Annotated in this window: 20 protein-coding genes, 2 pseudogenes and 1 other annotated feature; of the genes and pseudogenes, 9 read left to right on the top strand and 13 right to left on the bottom strand. The window is 67.0% G+C overall.

Annotation, left to right across the window (positions count from 1 at the left end; translation table 11 throughout):
• Nucleotides 1-230: 230 nt before the first annotated feature.
• From NF20_RS19890 to NF20_RS19875, 4 genes and pseudogenes are all read right to left on the bottom strand, one after another.
• On the bottom strand, nucleotides 231-644 hold the full coding sequence (locus NF20_RS19890; protein ID WP_023862343.1) for a low molecular weight phosphatase family protein: 414 nt from the start codon (nucleotides 642-644) through the stop codon (nucleotides 231-233).
• Nucleotides 641-1,315, bottom strand: a complete 675-nt coding sequence (locus NF20_RS19885; RefSeq protein ID WP_011724187.1) for an arsenate reductase ArsC — start codon at nucleotides 1,313-1,315, stop codon at nucleotides 641-643. Before NF20_RS19885 ends, NF20_RS19890 begins: the two co-directional genes overlap by 4 nt.
• 50 nt (nucleotides 1,316-1,365) lie before the next feature.
• Nucleotides 1,366-2,417, bottom strand: a pseudogene (gene arsB, locus NF20_RS19880) (ACR3 family arsenite efflux transporter); the annotation flags it as partial.
• Between the two features lie 4 nt (nucleotides 2,418-2,421).
• Nucleotides 2,422-2,901: an ArsI/CadI family heavy metal resistance metalloenzyme gene (locus tag NF20_RS19875; protein WP_024637503.1), complete on the bottom strand. Its 480-nt coding sequence runs from the start codon at nucleotides 2,899-2,901 to the stop codon at nucleotides 2,422-2,424.
• Nucleotides 2,902-2,998: 97 nt separating this feature from the next.
• Here NF20_RS19875 and NF20_RS19870 point away from each other — a divergent pair, with 97 nt between their 5' ends.
• Complete coding sequence (locus NF20_RS19870; protein ID WP_011724184.1) at nucleotides 2,999-3,355, top strand: Rv2640c family ArsR-like transcriptional regulator; 357 nt, start codon at nucleotides 2,999-3,001, stop codon at nucleotides 3,353-3,355.
• Here the strand turns inward: NF20_RS19870 and NF20_RS19865 are convergent.
• The 8 genes from NF20_RS19865 to NF20_RS19835 all read right to left on the bottom strand — a co-directional run bounded on the left by NF20_RS19865 (nucleotide 3,352) and on the right by NF20_RS19835 (nucleotide 9,821).
• Nucleotides 3,352-4,050, bottom strand: coding sequence for a recombinase family protein (locus tag NF20_RS19865; protein WP_024637502.1), 699 nt, complete (start codon nucleotides 4,048-4,050; stop codon nucleotides 3,352-3,354). The genes NF20_RS19870 and NF20_RS19865 overlap by 4 nt on opposite strands.
• A gap of 33 nt (nucleotides 4,051-4,083) precedes the next feature.
• Complete coding sequence (locus NF20_RS27735; protein ID WP_011724182.1) at nucleotides 4,084-4,236, bottom strand: hypothetical protein; 153 nt, start codon at nucleotides 4,234-4,236, stop codon at nucleotides 4,084-4,086.
• Nucleotides 4,233-4,703 (bottom strand): hypothetical protein, encoded by a 471-nt coding sequence (locus NF20_RS19860; protein WP_011724181.1) that lies wholly within the window; start codon nucleotides 4,701-4,703, stop codon nucleotides 4,233-4,235. The genes NF20_RS27735 and NF20_RS19860 overlap by 4 nt, the downstream gene beginning before the upstream one ends.
• On the bottom strand, nucleotides 4,700-5,191 hold the full coding sequence (locus NF20_RS19855; RefSeq protein WP_132160312.1) for a hypothetical protein: 492 nt from the start codon (nucleotides 5,189-5,191) through the stop codon (nucleotides 4,700-4,702). The genes NF20_RS19860 and NF20_RS19855 overlap by 4 nt, the downstream gene beginning before the upstream one ends.
• Nucleotides 5,192-5,575: 384 nt before the next feature.
• On the bottom strand, nucleotides 5,576-6,724 hold the full coding sequence (locus NF20_RS19850; protein WP_139807388.1) for a hypothetical protein: 1,149 nt from the start codon (nucleotides 6,722-6,724) through the stop codon (nucleotides 5,576-5,578).
• Complete coding sequence (locus NF20_RS19845) at nucleotides 6,721-8,124, bottom strand: bifunctional DNA primase/polymerase (RefSeq protein ID WP_011724177.1); 1,404 nt, start codon at nucleotides 8,122-8,124, stop codon at nucleotides 6,721-6,723. Before NF20_RS19845 ends, NF20_RS19850 begins: the two co-directional genes overlap by 4 nt.
• 132 nt (nucleotides 8,125-8,256) lie before the next feature.
• Nucleotides 8,257-8,481: a DNA-binding protein gene (locus NF20_RS19840; RefSeq protein ID WP_011724176.1), complete on the bottom strand. Its 225-nt coding sequence runs from the start codon at nucleotides 8,479-8,481 to the stop codon at nucleotides 8,257-8,259.
• A 176-nt stretch (nucleotides 8,482-8,657) separates the two neighbouring features.
• Nucleotides 8,658-9,821, bottom strand: a complete 1,164-nt coding sequence (locus NF20_RS19835) for a tyrosine-type recombinase/integrase (protein ID WP_024637324.1) — start codon at nucleotides 9,819-9,821, stop codon at nucleotides 8,658-8,660.
• A 247-nt stretch (nucleotides 9,822-10,068) separates the two neighbouring features.
• Between NF20_RS19835 and NF20_RS19830 the strand changes: the two genes are divergently transcribed.
• The 5 genes from NF20_RS19830 to NF20_RS28345 all read left to right on the top strand — a co-directional run bounded on the left by NF20_RS19830 (nucleotide 10,069) and on the right by NF20_RS28345 (nucleotide 12,674).
• Entirely contained in the window at nucleotides 10,069-10,362 is a 294-nt protein-coding gene (locus NF20_RS19830) for a hypothetical protein (protein WP_011724148.1), read from the top strand.
• Complete coding sequence (locus NF20_RS19825; RefSeq protein WP_011724172.1) at nucleotides 10,362-11,450, top strand: hypothetical protein; 1,089 nt, start codon at nucleotides 10,362-10,364, stop codon at nucleotides 11,448-11,450. The genes NF20_RS19830 and NF20_RS19825 overlap by 1 nt, the downstream gene beginning before the upstream one ends.
• Entirely contained in the window at nucleotides 11,414-11,884 is a 471-nt protein-coding gene (locus tag NF20_RS26630; RefSeq protein ID WP_011724171.1) for a hypothetical protein, read from the top strand. The genes NF20_RS19825 and NF20_RS26630 overlap by 37 nt, the downstream gene beginning before the upstream one ends.
• Before the next feature lie 148 nt (nucleotides 11,885-12,032).
• Nucleotides 12,033-12,296, top strand: coding sequence for a hypothetical protein (locus NF20_RS28350; protein WP_255343476.1), 264 nt, complete (start codon nucleotides 12,033-12,035; stop codon nucleotides 12,294-12,296).
• 54 nt (nucleotides 12,297-12,350) lie between these two features.
• Nucleotides 12,351-12,674 carry a hypothetical protein gene (locus NF20_RS28345; RefSeq protein WP_224111153.1) on the top strand — a complete coding sequence of 108 codons (324 nt, stop codon included), beginning with the start codon at nucleotides 12,351-12,353 and terminating at the stop codon, nucleotides 12,672-12,674.
• 16 nt (nucleotides 12,675-12,690) lie between these two features.
• Here the strand turns inward: NF20_RS28345 and NF20_RS27365 are convergent, their stop codons facing one another.
• A complete protein-coding gene (locus NF20_RS27365) occupies nucleotides 12,691-12,870 on the bottom strand; it encodes a hypothetical protein (protein ID WP_011724170.1) in 180 nt (59 codons plus the stop codon).
• 55 nt (nucleotides 12,871-12,925) lie between these two features.
• On the opposite strand from NF20_RS27365, the gene NF20_RS19815 reads away from it, so the two are divergent.
• The 3 genes and pseudogenes from NF20_RS19815 to NF20_RS19805 all read left to right on the top strand — a co-directional run bounded on the left by NF20_RS19815 (nucleotide 12,926) and on the right by NF20_RS19805 (nucleotide 15,720).
• A complete protein-coding gene (locus tag NF20_RS19815; protein WP_033712867.1) occupies nucleotides 12,926-14,161 on the top strand; it encodes an IS256-like element IS1311 family transposase in 1,236 nt (411 codons plus the stop codon).
• A gap of 68 nt (nucleotides 14,162-14,229) precedes the next feature.
• Nucleotides 14,230-14,403: pseudogene (locus NF20_RS27360) on the top strand (transposase); the annotation flags it as partial.
• Nucleotides 14,404-14,458: 55 nt separating this feature from the next.
• A protein-coding gene (locus NF20_RS19805; protein ID WP_085989547.1) for an IS3 family transposase occupies nucleotides 14,459-15,720 on the top strand; the annotation gives its coding sequence in 2 pieces (ribosomal slippage) (nucleotides 14,459-14,762 and nucleotides 14,762-15,720; 1,263 coding nt in all).
• Nucleotides 14,758-14,889 (top strand) — a sequence feature (AL1L pseudoknot). Its footprint overlaps the gene before it by 132 nt.
• Nucleotides 15,721-15,772: the final 52 nt, after the last annotated feature.

The raw sequence follows: 15,772 nt of genomic DNA, 5'->3' as shown, positions 1-15,772 counted from the left end.
TCCGAGACCAGCCTCGCTCTGCTCGACGTCAGTGACCAAAGTGCCGAAACCATTGCCCCCACAGCCGCTCTCACGGCATAGTGGCTACCACAGAGCCACACGCGGACACGCGACCGCTCTTACACCACTCCACGGGACGTGACCGATGCGGACACCGACGCCTGCCGACCAAAACTAGTCCGCAATCTCAGGTGTGTCGGACCGCTAGCGGGGTCGGCGGTGGCTACCAGTCAGTCCCCCAGCAATGATCGGTGCAGCGTCTCCACACGGCGGGCGATGTCGTCGCGGACCAACCGCATCCGCTCAATCCCGTCGATGCCTCGTTCGGACGGTTCGTCGGTGACCCAGGTTTCAACCGTGACGCCCTCGGTTGGTTCGACCTGCGCCTCGCGTCCCAGAACGACGACCCGATCCACGTGAGCCAAGACATCACGGTCAATGGGCTTTGGGTGCTCGGCTGAGATGTCCACGCCGACCTCGGCAAGCGACTCGGCGGACAGGGCGTTGAGGGCGTCACCCGGCCTGGTGCCCGCCGAAAACACGTCCACGGTGTCGCCCGCGACCTTGCGCATCAGCCCCGCCGCCATCTGCGACTTGCCCGCGTTCTTGACACAGACGAACAGCACGCTCGGTTTGGCGCTCAACTGACTGGCGTGATGTGGAGTTCGGCCAGCAGGCGGCGCACGCGGCTTTCGATCTCGTCTCGGATCGGTCGAACAACGTCAACACCTTGCCCGGCGGGGTCGGTCAAATCCCAGTTCTCGTAACGCTTGCCGGGGAAGAACGGGCAGGCGTCGCCGCACCCCATCGTGACCACGACGTCGGACGCTTGCACGATCTCGTCGGTCCACGGCTTGGGAAACTCGCGGGTGATGTCGATACCGACCTCGGCCATCGCCTGGACGGCGGCGGGGTTGATCTCGTTGCCTGGTTCGGACCCACCGGACCACGCCACGCCCTGGTCGCCCGCGAGGTGGTTGAAATAGCCGAGGGCCATTTGAGACCGACCCGCGTTGTGGGTGCACAGGAACAGCACCGTGGGTTTGGTGTCGGTCACCTTGCCCTCGACGCGCGCCAACGCGGTGAGCCGTTGGCGTGCCCACCGTTCGGCCAGCAGCGGCAGAAAATTAGGAACGGTTGCGCGCCCGGCGAATTGGTCATACGAGGAGTGGAGGAACCGTTCGATGGTCTCGACCCCGAAGTGCTCGGCGAAATCGTCGTGCAATCGCGTGGAGGCTGTTCTCAACGCGAGTTGCTGATCAATCGAGATGTCGCGCCGTACGTGCGCGGCCAGGGATGCGGGGCTGTCGGTCATGGTGTGTTCCGATCGGTCGTTGGAATCGATTCGGGGGTGGACGATTTGAAGCGCCGCCGCAGAGCCAGCGACACGTAGACGAGGGCGACCAGGACGGGCACCTCGATCAGCGGGCCGACGACCCCCGCGAGCGCCTGGCCCGATGTCGCGCCATATGTGGCGATGGCCACCGCGATGGCCAGCTCGAAGTTGTTACCGGCGGCGGTGAACGCCAACGTGGTGGTCCGCTGGTAGCCGAGGCCGAGCACCGCCCCGAGGGCGTACCCGCCGCCCCACATCACCGCGAAGTAGACCAGCAGCGGCACGGCGATTCGCACCACGTCAAGCGGGCGCGAGGTGATCTGTGCACCTTGCAGGGCGAACAGGATCACGATGGTGAACAGCAGGCCGTAGAGCGCCCACGGCCCGACCTTCGGCAGGAATCGGTCCTCGTACCAGTCGCGGCCCTTGGTGCGCTCACCGAGCCGGCGCGAAAGGTAGCCGAGTAGCAGCGGCACGCCCAAAAAGATCAGCACCGACTTGGCGATTTGCCACGGCGACACACTGATTGACGTTTGATCTAGGCCGAGCCAGCCGGGAGCACGGACAGGTAGAACCACCCGAGCACGGCGAACATGACGACCTGGAACACCGAATTGAGGGCCACAAGCACGGCGGCAGCCTCACGGTCACCGCACGCGAGGTCGTTCCAGATGATGACCATGGCGATGCACCGCGCCAGCCCGACGATGATCAGGCCGGTGCGGTACTCGGGCAGATCCGGTAGCAGCAGCCAGGCGAGCGCGAACATCAGCGCCGGACCGATCACCCAGTTGAGTACCAACGAGGCCACCATGAGCTTGCGGTCGCCGGTCACGGCGTCGAGTCGGTCGTAGCGCACCTTGGCCAACACCGGGTACATCATCACCAGCAGACCGATGGCGATGGGCAGCGAAATGCCATCTAGCTGAACCGCACTCAGCGCGCGGTCGAGACCGGGAACGGCGCGGCCCAGCAGCAACCCGGCGACCATCGCGGCGCCGATCCACACCGGGAGGAATCGGTCGAGCGTGGAGAGTTTGCCGACGACCGGAGTCGGATCGGTGGTAGTGGGCGAGTTCACGAGGTCAGCAGCAGGCGTTGGTAGCGGTTGATTTCTCGGCTTCGGCGGCGGTGCCCCCACAGCAGACGCCGCCCTCGGCGGTGCCTCCCTCAGAGTGCTCGGGACTGGTGCCAAAGCTGTCGGAGTCGGCAAGCACGGTGTACACCTCCCACTTTTCGCCAGCGGGTCCGGTCACCCAAACCTTGTCTTGCGTGGCGAAGCAGCAGGTGGTGCCGATCTCCTCGTCGGTGAACAAACCCTCGTCGGTGAGGCGGGCGATCTCTGCATGCACGGTCGCGCTGGACGCAACCTCGACGCCCAGGTGGTTGATCGTGCCGCCCTTGCCGGGGTTTTCCAGCAGGACCAACTTCAACGGCGGTTCGACAATCGCGAAGTTCGCATAGCCCGGCTTCACTTTGGCAGGCTCAGTGTTGAACAGCTTTGAGTAGAACGTGATGGCCTCGTCCAGGTCATCGACGTTGAGGGCGAGTTGAGCGCGGGACATGTTGACCTCCGAGGTGTGCGACATATGCCGAAAGGGTGGCATCACAGGTGTACTCCACCCTTTTGACTTAAGTCAAGAGGGTGGGCAAGATGGACCCGTGCCCAAGACGCTGCCCGTAATCGACATGTCCGAGCCAGTGTGCTGCGCGCCGGTCGCCGCCGGACCCGCCGACGATGCGGCGGCGTTGGACGTTGCGATGCGACTCAAGGCGCTCGCCGACCCGGTGCGGGTGAAACTGATGTCGCTGCTGTTCACCGCCGACGGCACCTGCACGACCGGATCGCTCGCCGCTGCCGTTGGGCTGTCGGAATCCACGGTCAGCCATCACCTCGGCCAACTTCGCACCGCCGGTTTTGTCGCGTCCGACCGGCAGGGAATGAGCGTTCATCACACCGCCCGCCGCGAGGCGCTTACGGCGCTGTGCCGGGTGCTCGATCCAAGCTGCTGCACCTAGGTCGCAGGAACTGCCACCGCGCGCTTGGCGATGCGGGCCACGGTGTTCGGGAACCATTGCGAACCGCCCTGGCCGGTCGGCGTGCCGTCGGCGTTGAGACCATCGGCGATGGCTGCCCACGTCGCCCCCGCGGCACGCTCGGCGGCGATGCGATCCACCACCGACGACGGCACGGTGGTCGGGCGACCGAGCCGCACACCCTGCGCCTTGCGGACGGCCAGCGCCGCCTTGGTCCGGTCGCTGATGAGGCCGCGTTCCAGTTCGGCCACGCTGCCCATGATCTGCGTGGTGAACCGGCCCGCCGCCGTGCTGGTGTCCACCGTGCCATCGACAGCGACGACCACGCCGCCCGCGCGCTCGGCCCGGTCGATGACGTGCAGCAGGGTGGGCAGGCTGCGCGCCAGGCGGTCGGACTTGGCGACCATCAGCACCGCCGCCTGCGCCGTCTCCACCGTGTTCAGTGCGGCGGTGAGGGCCGGGCGGGCATCGAGTGCCTTGCCACCGCTGACGCCCTCGTCGGCGTACCACCCGACCACGGTCCAGCCCCGGCGGTCGCACTCGGCGGCGATGGCGGCGCGCTGGGCGTCGAGTCCGGCACCACTGGCGGCTTGCTCCTCGGTGGACACGCGGACGTAGGCGACGACGGTGCCAGCGGGCGCGGTCTGGGTACGGCGGCGGGTGCGGGGCGCGGTCATGCCCACATCTTATAACGCAAACGACCGTTTGTGTTAAGAGTTACCGTTCGCCATCGCGTCGAGTGCCGCTGCCGCGCCCTCCAGCCGGGCGCGTTCGGTGGCGGTGGCCTCCAACTCCCCGCGCTCGATGGCGTCGAGGATCAGCCTGAGTTGGCGTGCGGTCGTGGCGATGTCGGCGCGCTTCACCGTCTGCCGCCCGGCGACCACCCGGTTAGGGGGTCGTAACCGTCGGCCTGACGCGGCGAGGTCGGCGGCGGCGGGACCACGGCGAGGGCGACCGGCGCGGGGTCGGGCACGTCGTCGGCAGCGGGCACCGTCTCGGGGCCGTGCGCCTCGGTGGGCAGCGATACCGGCTCGGGCGGGGTCTCGGCCAGGGCGGGCGTGCCGACGGGCTCACCGGCCCGCTGGCGGGCGACGGCCAGCCACTCGGCCAGTTCGTCGGCGGGCACGCCGTCCAGCGCGAGCACCTGGCGGGCGATGTCGCACTGGAGCGACCACGCAGGGTCATCCGGCCCGACGACCTCCCCGACCAGCGCGCGCAGCTCGGCGACGGCCTGGCCCTCCAGGTCGGTCGGCGACAGCGTGCCGTCGGCAATGTCGCGGGCGACCGATGACGCAGCCTTGATGGCGTCCTCGGGGGTCATGGTGGTCATCGTTCGATCTCCTCAACGTCGGCGTCGATGATGGTGCCGCTGATGGCGTTCTGCGGCTGGCGTGTGGCGACCAGCGCCAGCAGTTCGGACTCCAGGCGGTCAATGACGGCGGTGGCGTCGTGGGTCACGCTCACGTCCACCTCGGTGCGGGCGGGCGCGTAGACCCCGGCGAGCTTGGCCCGTTCGGTGACGATGCCCCGCAATTCCTTGCTGTAGCCCAGCGCGGTGTCGTCGTCGCCGCCCTCGATGGCGTGTGCGTAGCGGGTGAAGTTCTGCCGCTGGAGCAGCCGCAGAGCGCCGTCGTGGCGGGCGCGTGCCTGTTCGACCGTTTCCGCCGGGGTGGCGTCATCGAGTCGCTTGACCGCCAGTTGCGCGGCCTGGCGGCTGCGGTAGCCGAGCGCGTCGGCGATCTCCTGCCACGTCGCGCCCGTGAAACTCATCCGCGCCGCCTGCTCGGCACGGTGCCGCGCTTCCAGTCGGTTCGTCATGGTCAACATCTTGTCAACAAACCGTGCAGACGAGAACACCGTATTTGTCGGGAAACACGTTGCGGCGTGGTCGATTACGGTCTCGACTCCGGTCCCGCAGCTGCCCGGCGCGCCCGGTGTCCACGACCGTCCCGCTATCGCCGACCACCGTCGAGAACCGCAGTCCCGACACCTGTCCCACCCTCCCGGTTAAGGGTGGGACAGGTGGGACGGTGGGACGGCCCTATGGGCGCGAGAGGGACCGAATCGAATTTCCCGACAAATACGGTCAACTCGCTGACCAGGGAAAATAGGTAGGTCGATTGGATTGTATAGAGCGCGCGCGCGAGGGGGTGGGGTGGGACTGTCCCACCCCTGTCCCACCCCCCTCGGTGGGACGGGTGGTCAGCTAACACGTCGGCGCACCGCGTTGCCGTCGCGAACCAGCGGCCCGTCCTCGTTGGTCAACGTCGCCAGCGCGGCGTCGGCCAGCGTGCGGTCGGCGTTGTTGAACTTGGCCCGGCGCAACCCCGACTTGCCCGCCCACTCCACCGACCCGCCCGCGTCATCGACGTAGGCCACGATGCGGTCGCCGAGCCGCGTCATGTCGTCGCCGCGCTGGTCGAGTGCGACGGCGGTGGCGACGTGTTCGCGGATACGGCCCTGCAATTGGCGCTCGCGCTCGGCGGTCTCGCGCTCCCGCCGCCACTCCATCGCGACGGCGTGCAGGCGCGCGGACGTGTCCAGCAGCATCTCGGCCAGCGCCACGTCGGCGGCGTGGACCTCGGTGCGGCCAGGGTCGCAGAGGATGACGAGCAGCGCGGCGCACCTGGCCACCAGCGCCGGACGGTGGGCGTTCATCGGGTCGTTGTCCCCGCCCTCGTCACCGTGGCCGCGCGCACGGGCCAGCGCCTCGCGCCGGGCACGGTCGCGCAACTCGGCGTCGTAGCGCATGGGGCGGTGGGGCAGCGTCACAGTCAGCGGGCCGGGGTCGGCGGGCGCGTCGTCGGGAATGGACGGGTCGGTGGCCGACACGTAGACGAACCGCTGCGGGGTGCCGTACTCCAACTGCTCCTCGGTGGACAGCGCGGCCAGCGCCTCCAACTGGAACCCGACGCACAGCCCCACGCTGTAGTTGCGGACCTGGCGGGTGCGCTCGGCGCTGGCGTTCGCCTGGCCCAGCACCGCGCCGGTCCACGCGGCGCGCAGCGTCGGCCCGATGTCCTGGCCGCGCTTGTTGTCGAGAATGCCCGACACCAGCCCCGCGCCCTCGTCGGAGTGGAACAGCACCTTGTGCCGAACCTGTTGGCGGACCTTGACCTTGGGGTCCAACGGGCTGGCGACCGACCCCATGAACGCCTCGGCCACGCCGGGGCCGGACCCCACCGGCAACTCGGGCGGCACCTCGTCGGCACGGGCGGTCAGGTCGTTGTCCATCAGGTCGCCGAACTCGAACGCCAACAGGTCCGCCGAGGCGTGATAGGCCGACGACTTGCCGGTGCCCGCCGACCCGACGATGCCCGTGAACATGCTGAGGGACAACGGGCGCTTCACCCCGGTGTCGATGCGGACGCACGGGTCCAGGTGCGCCGACAACCGCGGCAGCGCGGCACCGAGGACGGCATCGGCGGAGTTGACGCCGTAGTGCGCGAACGCGCGGATGTGCTCCAGGACGGGGTGCGCGGACCAGAACGCCTCGGGCAGTTGCGTGGCCCCGTCGTCGGTGCCGTCCTCCCTGGCGTCGTCCCGTGCGGCGGTGCGCCCGAGGTCGCGGGCAGTTCCTCCCCCGGCGGCACCATCGCGTCGCCGTCGGTCAGGTCGATGCCCAGCGCGTCCATCGCCGCGCCCTCCTTGCCGTCGTAGTGCAGCAGCGCGACCGCTTGCAACTTGCTGAACGTCGGCTTGCCGGTCGCGGCGATGCGCGCCGCCCACGGGTCGCCGGGGTTGTCGGTCCAGACGTGCAGCGGCGGGTCCGGCGCATCGACCCACCGCGCGCAGCCAGCCTCATGCGCGGTCGCCGACTTGGGGTTGCCGTGAACGCCCGGCGCGGTCCACATCGGGCACCCGCAGCCGTCGGCCTTGCCCACCGGCATCCACTCGGCGGGTTCGAGGATCGCGGCCCACGGCACCGCAGCGCCCCACCGGGCGACCGGCTCGGCGGCGGTGTCGGCGCGGTCCAGGCTGCGGCGCGCGTGGTCTGCGTAGGTGCGCCCGTGTGCGGCAATGGTTTCGGCCAGCCAGTCGGGCACCTCGTAGACGTTCTCGCCCGTCGCGACATAGACCCCCTCGGGGCGCACGCTGGGCGGTGTGAGCACGTAGTTGCCCACACCCCACATCACCGAATAGCCGTCGTCACCGCCGACCTTCATCGCCCCCGGCGGACCCGGCGGCAACTCGACGCCATCGGGCACCGCGAAGTAGAAGTGCCCGCCGTCGCGGTGCACCAGCGTCACGCCGTCCGGCCCGACCATCCCCGGCGTGCGCACCGTCGGCGCGGTGTCGGGGTCGGCCTCGGCGTCGGCTAGGAACGCGGCGACCTGCGCAGTGGTGTCGCAATCGACCACGACCAGGCGGCTGCGGCCCAGCGACACAGCCACGTTGACCTCCACCGCCCCGCCGAACGTCTCGACGTAGCGGTCCAGGTAGGCGTCGAGCACGGTGGGGTCGGCGGTCGCCAGGTGGACCCCGGCCTGCGACTTGACCGCCTGCGGTGCCGGGTGGCCCGCCGCCCGTGCGGCCTCGCGGGCAGCCTTGTCCTCGGCGCTGCGTTTCTGGGGCGTGCGCACGTCGGCGGGTTTCTTGCTGGCCGGGTAGACCAGCAGCGGCGCGCAGCCCAGCGCCGCCAGGCCGTGCAGATAGCCGCGCACGCCATCGTGGTCGTCGGCCTTGGGCACATCGCCCAGCAGCGCGGTCAACGCCTCGGCGCGGCTGTCTGGGCAGGTATTCTCGGTCATGTCTCCTACTTCACGGTGTGGGGAGTCGTTGGGTGGTGCCGTCCGGCACATCGCGCCGAGGCCAAACGCGCGAGTCGGACGGCATCACTGCTTTTACGGCTATGTGCTAGTTGATATTTGGTGGTTAAACACTCACCGCGATGCCGCGATCTCGGCAGGCATGACCGGGCGCAACAGCGCGTTGACATCGGCGATCTTGACGCGCATGACGCTGCCCGGCTTGTCGCTGATCCGGTAGGCGGGCAGCTCGCCGCTGGCGATCTTCTCGCGGAATGTGAACACCGAGTAGCCCGTGCGGGCGGCGGCGGAACGCAGCGATTCGTACTCAGGGGTGGGGGTGTTGTTGCGGGTGGACACGTCGGTCTCTCCTCTGACCTCGCCGTTGCCGATGGGGGCCGGGTGGCCCCTCTCGGGTCGGGCGGGTCAGTCCCGCCGATAACGTCACCAATATAGCGCGGGTCTATGGGGTTGCGCCACGTCCCGCGAGGAACACGCCGAACGAATTAGATTGTGCGCGTTGAGTTTCCCGACTTCTACGGGTTAGTGGACGCCAGCGCAGACAGCTTGTCGGCCAGCGCGGCGGCACGGCCCTCGGCGGTGTGTTGGTAGCGCATCGACATGTTGGGCGAGGTGTGGCCCAGCCGGTCCATCAGTTCGCGCACCGTCGCGCCGGTCTGCGCGGCCATCACGCCCGCCGCGTGGCGTAGGTCGTGGAAATGCATGTCCGGCTGCCCGATTGCCGCCCTGGCGGACTCCCACGCGGTGCGGAACCGCTTCTCCCCGGCGAACGACCCGGTGGACGGCTCAACGAACACCAGCGCGTCGTCACCGTCGGCGACGTGGCGCTGGAGGTGTTCCAGGACGGCGGGGCGGACGTGGGGCGGCACGCTGACCACCCGCCGCGACTCGCGCGTCTTGGTCGGGCCGACCTCGAACCTGCCCTCCCGGTAGGTCACCGACCGTTCGATGCGCACCGAGGAACCGTCGGCGGCAACGTCACCGCGCCGCAGCGCGAACACCTCGCCCTTGCGCAGCCCGCACCACCCGGCCAGCAGCACGCCCAGCCGCGCGTCGTCGGGCATCTTCTCGGCCAGGGCGGTCAACTGGGTGGCGTCGAGCAACACCACCGACCGGCGGGCGTGCTTCACCTGCGCCGCGCCCCTGATCCGGCACGGGTTGCGGTCGATGAGGTCATCGGCCACGGCGGTGTTGAACACCCCGTTGAGGACGGCATACGCCTGCGCATTGCGGGTCTCATGCTCGTTGCCCAGCCCGGCGAACCAGGTGCGGACGTGCTCGGGGGTGATGTCGGCCAGCCCAAGGTCGCCCAGCGCGGGGAGGACGTGGTTGTCGAGGTGCCCCTGGTAGTTGTCACGGGTGCGGCGGGCCAGCTTGGTCTTGTTGTCCAGCCACGTCTTGGCGTAGGTGCGCAGGGTCAGTTTCTCGGCTTGGCGGCGCGCGGCGCGTTCGGCGGGTGGGGTCCACTCCCCCGGTCGGCGGCGGTCCAGGTCGATCAGGTCCTCCTCGGCCTGGAGCCAGTGCCCGGCGCTGCTCTTGGTCGGGAACGTGGCCAGCGCCTTGAACACGACGCCGTTGTGCAGGTAGCTCGCCTGCCACCGCCCCGAGGGCAGTTGGCGCATCCGCCCGAACGCCCGCCGGGTTCGCTCGGCCTTAGCCGCCGCCGTCTGTCGTGCCATGCGCCTGCTCCGTTCCGTGCAACCTCCGTGCAATAGTCACCCTATCGGAACCCGACAGAACCTCACGGATGGAAACACCGTTTGACAGGGGTAAATGCTGATGGCGGGGTGTTTCCGGTGGTCACCGGCACTATCGCACGGGCCGGTTCGGCTAATTCGAATCCTGCCGGGGGCACCACGGCCGGGGGCATTGCATGTCGGCTGGTCAATAGCGATCGATCAGTGCGCCGCCTAAAATCATGCGGTTATGGGGCAAGATTCATTGCAGGTCGTGCCCGCCGAGCTAGTCGCTACAGCGGCCCAGTGGCAGGCGCTTAGTTCCCAGTTCATTGGGGCGCCGCCGTCGCCGGGGCCGTCATTCGAGGCCACGACGGCGGCCGTGAATGCCCTCAACGCGGCGATCGCCGCTACTACGGCGTCATTCGTAGCGCGCACGCAGGAAACGGTCGGCGGGGTGACCACGGCATCCGGCGGATACCTCAGCCAGGAGGCCACATCGGCGGCCGCGATGAATGACGTGACAAACGTGAGGGTGGTCTGATGCCCGCCACACTCTCGCAGATCCTGGCGTGGTCCACCGAGCACCTCATCGAGGCTGCCGCCTACTGGACGCAAACCGCCGACCGCTGGGAAGACGGCTTCTTGACGATGCGCAACCAGGCGCAATCCATCACGTGGCGTGGAGCTGGCGGTGACGCACTGCGAGAACGCACCCAGGCCGATCTGTCCGTCGTCAGCGCCAAGGCCGACCTATTGCGGCAGGCCGCTGGAATAGCCCGCAACGGTGCCAGCGACATCAGCGCAGCCCAGCGCCGCGTCGTCTACGGCATCGAAGACGCCCAGAACGCGGGATTCACTGTCGGAGAGGACCTTTCGGTCACCGACATGCGCAGCACCAGCCCAGCGGAACGGGCGGCCCGGCAGGCCCAAGCGGAAGCGTTCGCCGCTGACATCCGTTTGCGCGCCGAACAACTCGACGGGGCCGACACCAAGGTCGCCGGTCAGCTCACCGCCGCTACTGCCGGTCTCGGCGGCAGCGGCTTTGCGCCAGCCTCGAGTCCAAACTCCAATCACGGCGCAGCCGCCGCCGACCGCACGACACCTGGCTCGAACCGCAACGGGGTGCGCCTTGTCGACTTCAAGCAGGACGGCGGCCCACAACCACAACCGCAACCCCAGCCTGGGGCTCCGCAGCCAGCGCAGCAGCCCAGCTTCTTAGACCAGTACAAGCAAGCTCTGACGTCACCCGGCCAGCCAGCGCAGCCGGCTGCCACACCTATGCCGGCATTCGGTCCGCGACCAGACCCCGGTCCTCAGCCGGCGCCAGGACCGATGCCTACCGTGCCGCCTCAACCGACCTTCGGGCAGTGCGTAGGGGGTCAGGTGAAAGCTAACGTCGGCAAGGATATGGTCAAAGCCGGATTCGAGACAGGCATCAAGGGTGCGATCGTCGGTGCGGCAGGTGGCGGAATAGCCACTCCCGAGTTCGCCGGCGCAGGGGCGTTGCCCGGGGCCGTCCTCGGCTTTGTCGGCGGGTTCGCGAAGGGTGTAGAGGAAGCCCCCGTCAAAGCGGCGCTAGAAGGCGCAGCCGAATGCGCCGACGTACCGATACCGGGGTGGATGAAGTGATCAACATCAAACGGGCGGTGCTCATTCTGCCGCTGTATGTCGCCGCGCTGACTGCCGTCGACATGGTGTTCCATTCAACTCGCGTCAACCCCAGCAAGTCTGTTCCAGTCTGGATAGTCGTCGGTTTTATTGCCTCTGCAATAGCCGTAGTTGCCGTAGGGATCTGGTACTTCACTCAACGGGCCAGCGGCAAGATTTCACAGAAACGCGAGCACGCTTACATAGCGCTCCTCGTCGGCGTAATGGCGTCCCTTTTCGCCGGCGACGTACTGGGTAGCATTGCATCACTTCTTTTAGGCGGCAGGTCGGTGTGGGCCATGGCGCCAAGCTATGCACTCTCATACGTCGTCTTATTGTGGGCGATAGCGTGGACGTCGAAAGCGCTGGATAGTCGCGCTGGCAACGCAGATGACCGCAGCGGGACCCCACGCTAAACACTTCACTTCCAGCGAGACCCGCCGCGATGGGGCTCGCGGGTTTCGTCGGCGGGTTCGTCGAGGGCCTTGTTGAAGCGCCCGTAAAGTCTGCCGTCGAGGGCGCAGTAGAGTGCGCTGACATTCCGATACCGGGGTTGCCGAAGCCGTGATCAACCTGAAGCGCGCGGTCCTTCTGTTGCCGGTGTACATCGCCGCGATGATCACCATCGACATTGTGTTCAAGTCAGCCCACATAGCCCCCAGCAAGCCCCTGCCGGTGTGGATCGTGGCGGGATTCATCGCCTCGGCGATCGTCGTAGTCGCCGTTGGAATCTGGTACTTCACTCAACGAAGGTCCAGCAAGGTCACGCCGAAGCGGGAGTACGCCTACATCGCCATCATGGCGGGGTGGCTCTATCGGGATTCGTAGGTGACACCGTGAGCGGCGTAGCTGGGCGTTTCACGGGGGGAATCATTGTGGGTCATGGTGCCGAGCTACGCGCTCGCTTACGTCGTCCTCCTGTGGACGATTGCGTTCACCGCGAAAGCGCTTGACGGTGGTGCCGGCAATGTCGATGAGCGCAGCGGTTCCGCGCAGCTGCCCTACCACGATCTCAAGAGGCACTTCGCGCTTGCGCGGCGATGGGAGCTTGATACAACGGAGAGCTCGACTCCGACCGACATAGCAGCGACCCTGCGCAACGCGAAGGAACGACTCGACTTAGCGCGAAGCAACAACATGGTCCTGGGATCGCTGCAGCCAGCCGATTATCTCAACCGTTGGAGCGCCGTCCTTACAAATCCTTGAAGGCCGGGTGCGGTACTCAATACGGCGTCGCAATCCTTCGACCCGCAGTGGCAACGACGACCCGCAGTGACACGACGTAGTATTCAGCTCGCCGCTTGCAGGTGTGCAGCTTGGCCTCGGCAAACAAACCGTAGGGGAACGTCCCGGGGCGTGGTGTAAATAGTGGCGGCGTGTCGGTGCTGATGTAGAGGGCCATCGCGTGAGTCTCTGTGGTGAAACGACCAAGGATCACTACCGAGAGGAACATCGCGATGGCCCTGGATCAGTCTGCCTTGCTGGAGGTGCTGGACGCATTACGCAATGCCGATGCCGCTGATCGGATCAAGCAGGCCGCCGAGACGATTTATCAGGCACTCATCGATGCGGAGCTGACGGCGGTGATCGGCGCCGGTCCGCATGAACGGAGCGCATCACGAACCAACCAGCGCAATGGGTCTCGGCCGCGCACACTGTCGACGATCGCTGGCGATTTGGAGTTGCGGATTCCCAAGCTTCGGTCGGGCTCGTTCTTCCCGGCGCTGCTGGAGCGGCGCCGCCGGGTCGATCAGTGCTTGTTCGCGGTGGTGATGGAGGCCTATTTGCACGGCACCTCCACCCGCAAAGTCGACGATTTGGTTAAAGCCCTCGGCGCGGACGCCGGCATCTCCAAAAGCGAGGTCTCCCGGATTTGCGCCGATCTGGACACCGAGGTAGGCGCCTTTCGGGACCGGCCTCTATCCGAGCAGCACTTCCCGTATGTGTTCCTCGACGCCACTTACTGCAAGGCTCGGGTCAACCATCGGGTGGTCTCCCAAGCGGTCGTCATCGCCACCGGTGTCGCGGTTGACGGACGCCGTGAAGTGCTCGGCTTCGACGTCGGTGACTCCGAGGACGGCGCGTTTTGGACGGCGTTTCTGCGCTCACTGAAAACCCGCGGCCTGTCCGGGGTGCAGCTGGTGATCTCTGATGCCCACACCGGGTTGCGCAGCGCCATCGAGGCCATCCTCATCGGCGCATCTTGGCAACGATGCCGGGTGCACTTCCTGCGCAACGTGCTCGCCCAGGTGCCCAAGGGATCAGCCGAGATGGTCGCCGCAGCGATCCGCACCATCTTCGCCCAACCCGACGCCGAACATGTGCGAGAGCAACTCGACACCATCGCCGGCATGCTCGGCCGCCAACTGCCCAAGGTCGAAACGATGCTGCGCGAGGCCGCCGACGACATCACCGCATTCGCCGATTTCCCTGTCCTGCACTGGAAAAAGATCTGGAGCACCAACCCCCTCGAACGACTCAACAAGGAGATCAAACGCCGCACCGACGTCGTCGGCGTCTTCCCCAACCCCGCCGCGCTGCTACGGCTGGCCGGCTCCGTTCTCGTCGAAGCCCACGACGAATGGCAAGTCGCCGAAAAGCGCTATCTCTCCGAGACCACCCTGGCCCTATTACATCCCCGCTCCGATTCAGCCGACCAATCCGTTGCCGTCCCCGCCGCCATCACGGCATAGTGGAAACTCGCAGAGCCTCAGGCGAAACGCCGATCGGCTTTACACCACTTCACGGGGCACAACCGCTGACGGCGGTGATCGGCGCCGGTCCGCATGAACGGAGCGCATCACGAACCAACCAGCGCAATGGGTCTCGGCCGCGCACACTGTCGACGATCGCTGGCGATTTGGAGTTGCGGATTCCCAAGCTTCGGTCGGGCTCGTTCTTCCCGGCGCTGCTGGAGCGGCGCCGCCGGGTCGATCTGAAACGCCCTGGAAATCCCGGAGGCTCCTGACCTTGGAAACGAGGATGCAGGTATGCCGAAGGAACAGTCGCCCGGGAAGCCGACGACACGTCGATACAGTGCCGAGGAGAAGGCCGCCGCGGTGCGGATGGTCCGCACCTTGCGCGCGGAGCTGGGCACCGAGCAGGGCACAGTGCAGCGGGTCGCTCGCCAGCTCGGCTACGGAGTGGAATCGGTGCGCACCTGGGTCCGTCAGGTCGACATCGACGAAGGCCTGGCTCCTGGGGTGACGACCTCGGAGTCGAAGAAGGTGAAGGAACTCGAACAGGAGATCCGAGAACTCAAGCGTGCCAACGAGATTCTGAAGCGAGCGGCAAGTTTCTTCGGGGCGGAGCTCGACCGCCAACACAAGAAATAGTCGATTTCATCGACGACAATCGCGGGGAGTTCGGGGTCGAGCCCATCTGCACGGTCCTGCGCAGCGCAGGCTTGCAGGTGGCCCTGAGCACCTACTACGACGCCAAAGCCCGGGTCCCATCGGCGCGGGCCCTGCGCGACGCCGTCCTCGGGCCGGCGTTGTGCCAGCTCTGGAAAGACAACTACTGCGTCTATGGGGCCCGCAAACTCTGGAAAACGGCTCGTCGCGATGGTCATGACGTCGGTCGCGATCAGGTGGCCCGGCTGATGCGGGCCGCAGGCATTGAGGGGGTCCGGCGCGGCAAACGGGTGCGGACCACCAAAGCTGACCCAGCCGCGGCGCGGCACCCGGACTTGGTGCACCGCAACTTCGCCGCGGCTGCCCCGAACCAGCTCTGGGTGACCGACCTGACATTCGTGCCGACCTGGGCCGGGGTGGCCTACGTGTGCTTCATCATTGACGCACACTCGCGGATGATCGTGGGGTGGCGGGTGGCTTCGCACATGCGGACCTCGATGGTTCTCGACGCGTTGGAGATGGCGCGTTGGTCACGCGGAACTACATTGCAGGACTTGATATGTCACTCAGATGCCGGGTCGCAATTCACGTCCATTCGCTACGGCGAGCGGCTCGCTGAGATCGGCGCAGTCCCGTCAATTGGGACCGTTGGAGATAGTTTCGATAACGCTCTCGCGGAGACAGTCAACGGTTACTACAAGGCCGAGCTGATCTACGGGCCGGCTCGAAGCAGACCGTGGAAGACCGTCGAGGACGTAGAACTCGCCACCCTCAGTTGGGTCCACTGGCACAACACCAGCCGCCTGCACAGCTACCTCGGCGACATCCCACCCACGGAGTTCGAAGCCGCGTTCTACGATGCATACCGGACCGACCAACCCTTGATCGGAATCCAATAGCCCGAGCCTCCGGAAACCCAGGCGCTTCAATCAGTGCTTGTTCGCGGTGGTG

Origin of the sequence: Mycobacterium sp. MAC_080597_8934, from assembly GCF_000523975.1 — a bacterium.
Taxonomy (GTDB): domain Bacteria; phylum Actinomycetota; class Actinomycetes; order Mycobacteriales; family Mycobacteriaceae; genus Mycobacterium; species Mycobacterium avium.
Note: the sequence above shows the minus strand (reverse complement) of the source record. Positions and strands in the feature narration are given on the sequence as shown.

Coding starts and splice junctions, on each gene's coding strand:
- NF20_RS19885 (WP_011724187.1), bottom strand. CDS start 1,315: ATGACCGACAGCCCCGCATCCCTGGCCGCGCACGTACGGCGCGACATC.
- NF20_RS19875 (WP_024637503.1), bottom strand. CDS start 2,901: ATGTCCCGCGCTCAACTCGCCCTCAACGTCGATGACCTGGACGAGGCC.
- NF20_RS19865 (WP_024637502.1), bottom strand. CDS start 4,050: ATGACCGCGCCCCGCACCCGCCGCCGTACCCAGACCGCGCCCGCTGGC.
- NF20_RS19860 (WP_011724181.1), bottom strand. CDS start 4,703: ATGACCACCATGACCCCCGAGGACGCCATCAAGGCTGCGTCATCGGTC.
- NF20_RS19855 (WP_132160312.1), bottom strand. CDS start 5,191: ATGACGAACCGACTGGAAGCGCGGCACCGTGCCGAGCAGGCGGCGCGG.
- NF20_RS19845 (WP_011724177.1), bottom strand. CDS start 8,124: ATGACCGAGAATACCTGCCCAGACAGCCGCGCCGAGGCGTTGACCGCG.
- NF20_RS19835 (WP_024637324.1), bottom strand. CDS start 9,821: ATGGCACGACAGACGGCGGCGGCTAAGGCCGAGCGAACCCGGCGGGCG.
- NF20_RS19830 (WP_011724148.1), top strand. CDS start 10,069: ATGGGGCAAGATTCATTGCAGGTCGTGCCCGCCGAGCTAGTCGCTACA.
- NF20_RS19825 (WP_011724172.1), top strand. CDS start 10,362: ATGCCCGCCACACTCTCGCAGATCCTGGCGTGGTCCACCGAGCACCTC.
- NF20_RS26630 (WP_011724171.1), top strand. CDS start 11,414: ATGCGCCGACGTACCGATACCGGGGTGGATGAAGTGATCAACATCAAA.
- NF20_RS28345 (WP_224111153.1), top strand. CDS start 12,351: ATGGTGCCGAGCTACGCGCTCGCTTACGTCGTCCTCCTGTGGACGATT.
- NF20_RS27365 (WP_011724170.1), bottom strand. CDS start 12,870: ATGGCCCTCTACATCAGCACCGACACGCCGCCACTATTTACACCACGC.
- NF20_RS19815 (WP_033712867.1), top strand. CDS start 12,926: ATGGCCCTGGATCAGTCTGCCTTGCTGGAGGTGCTGGACGCATTACGC.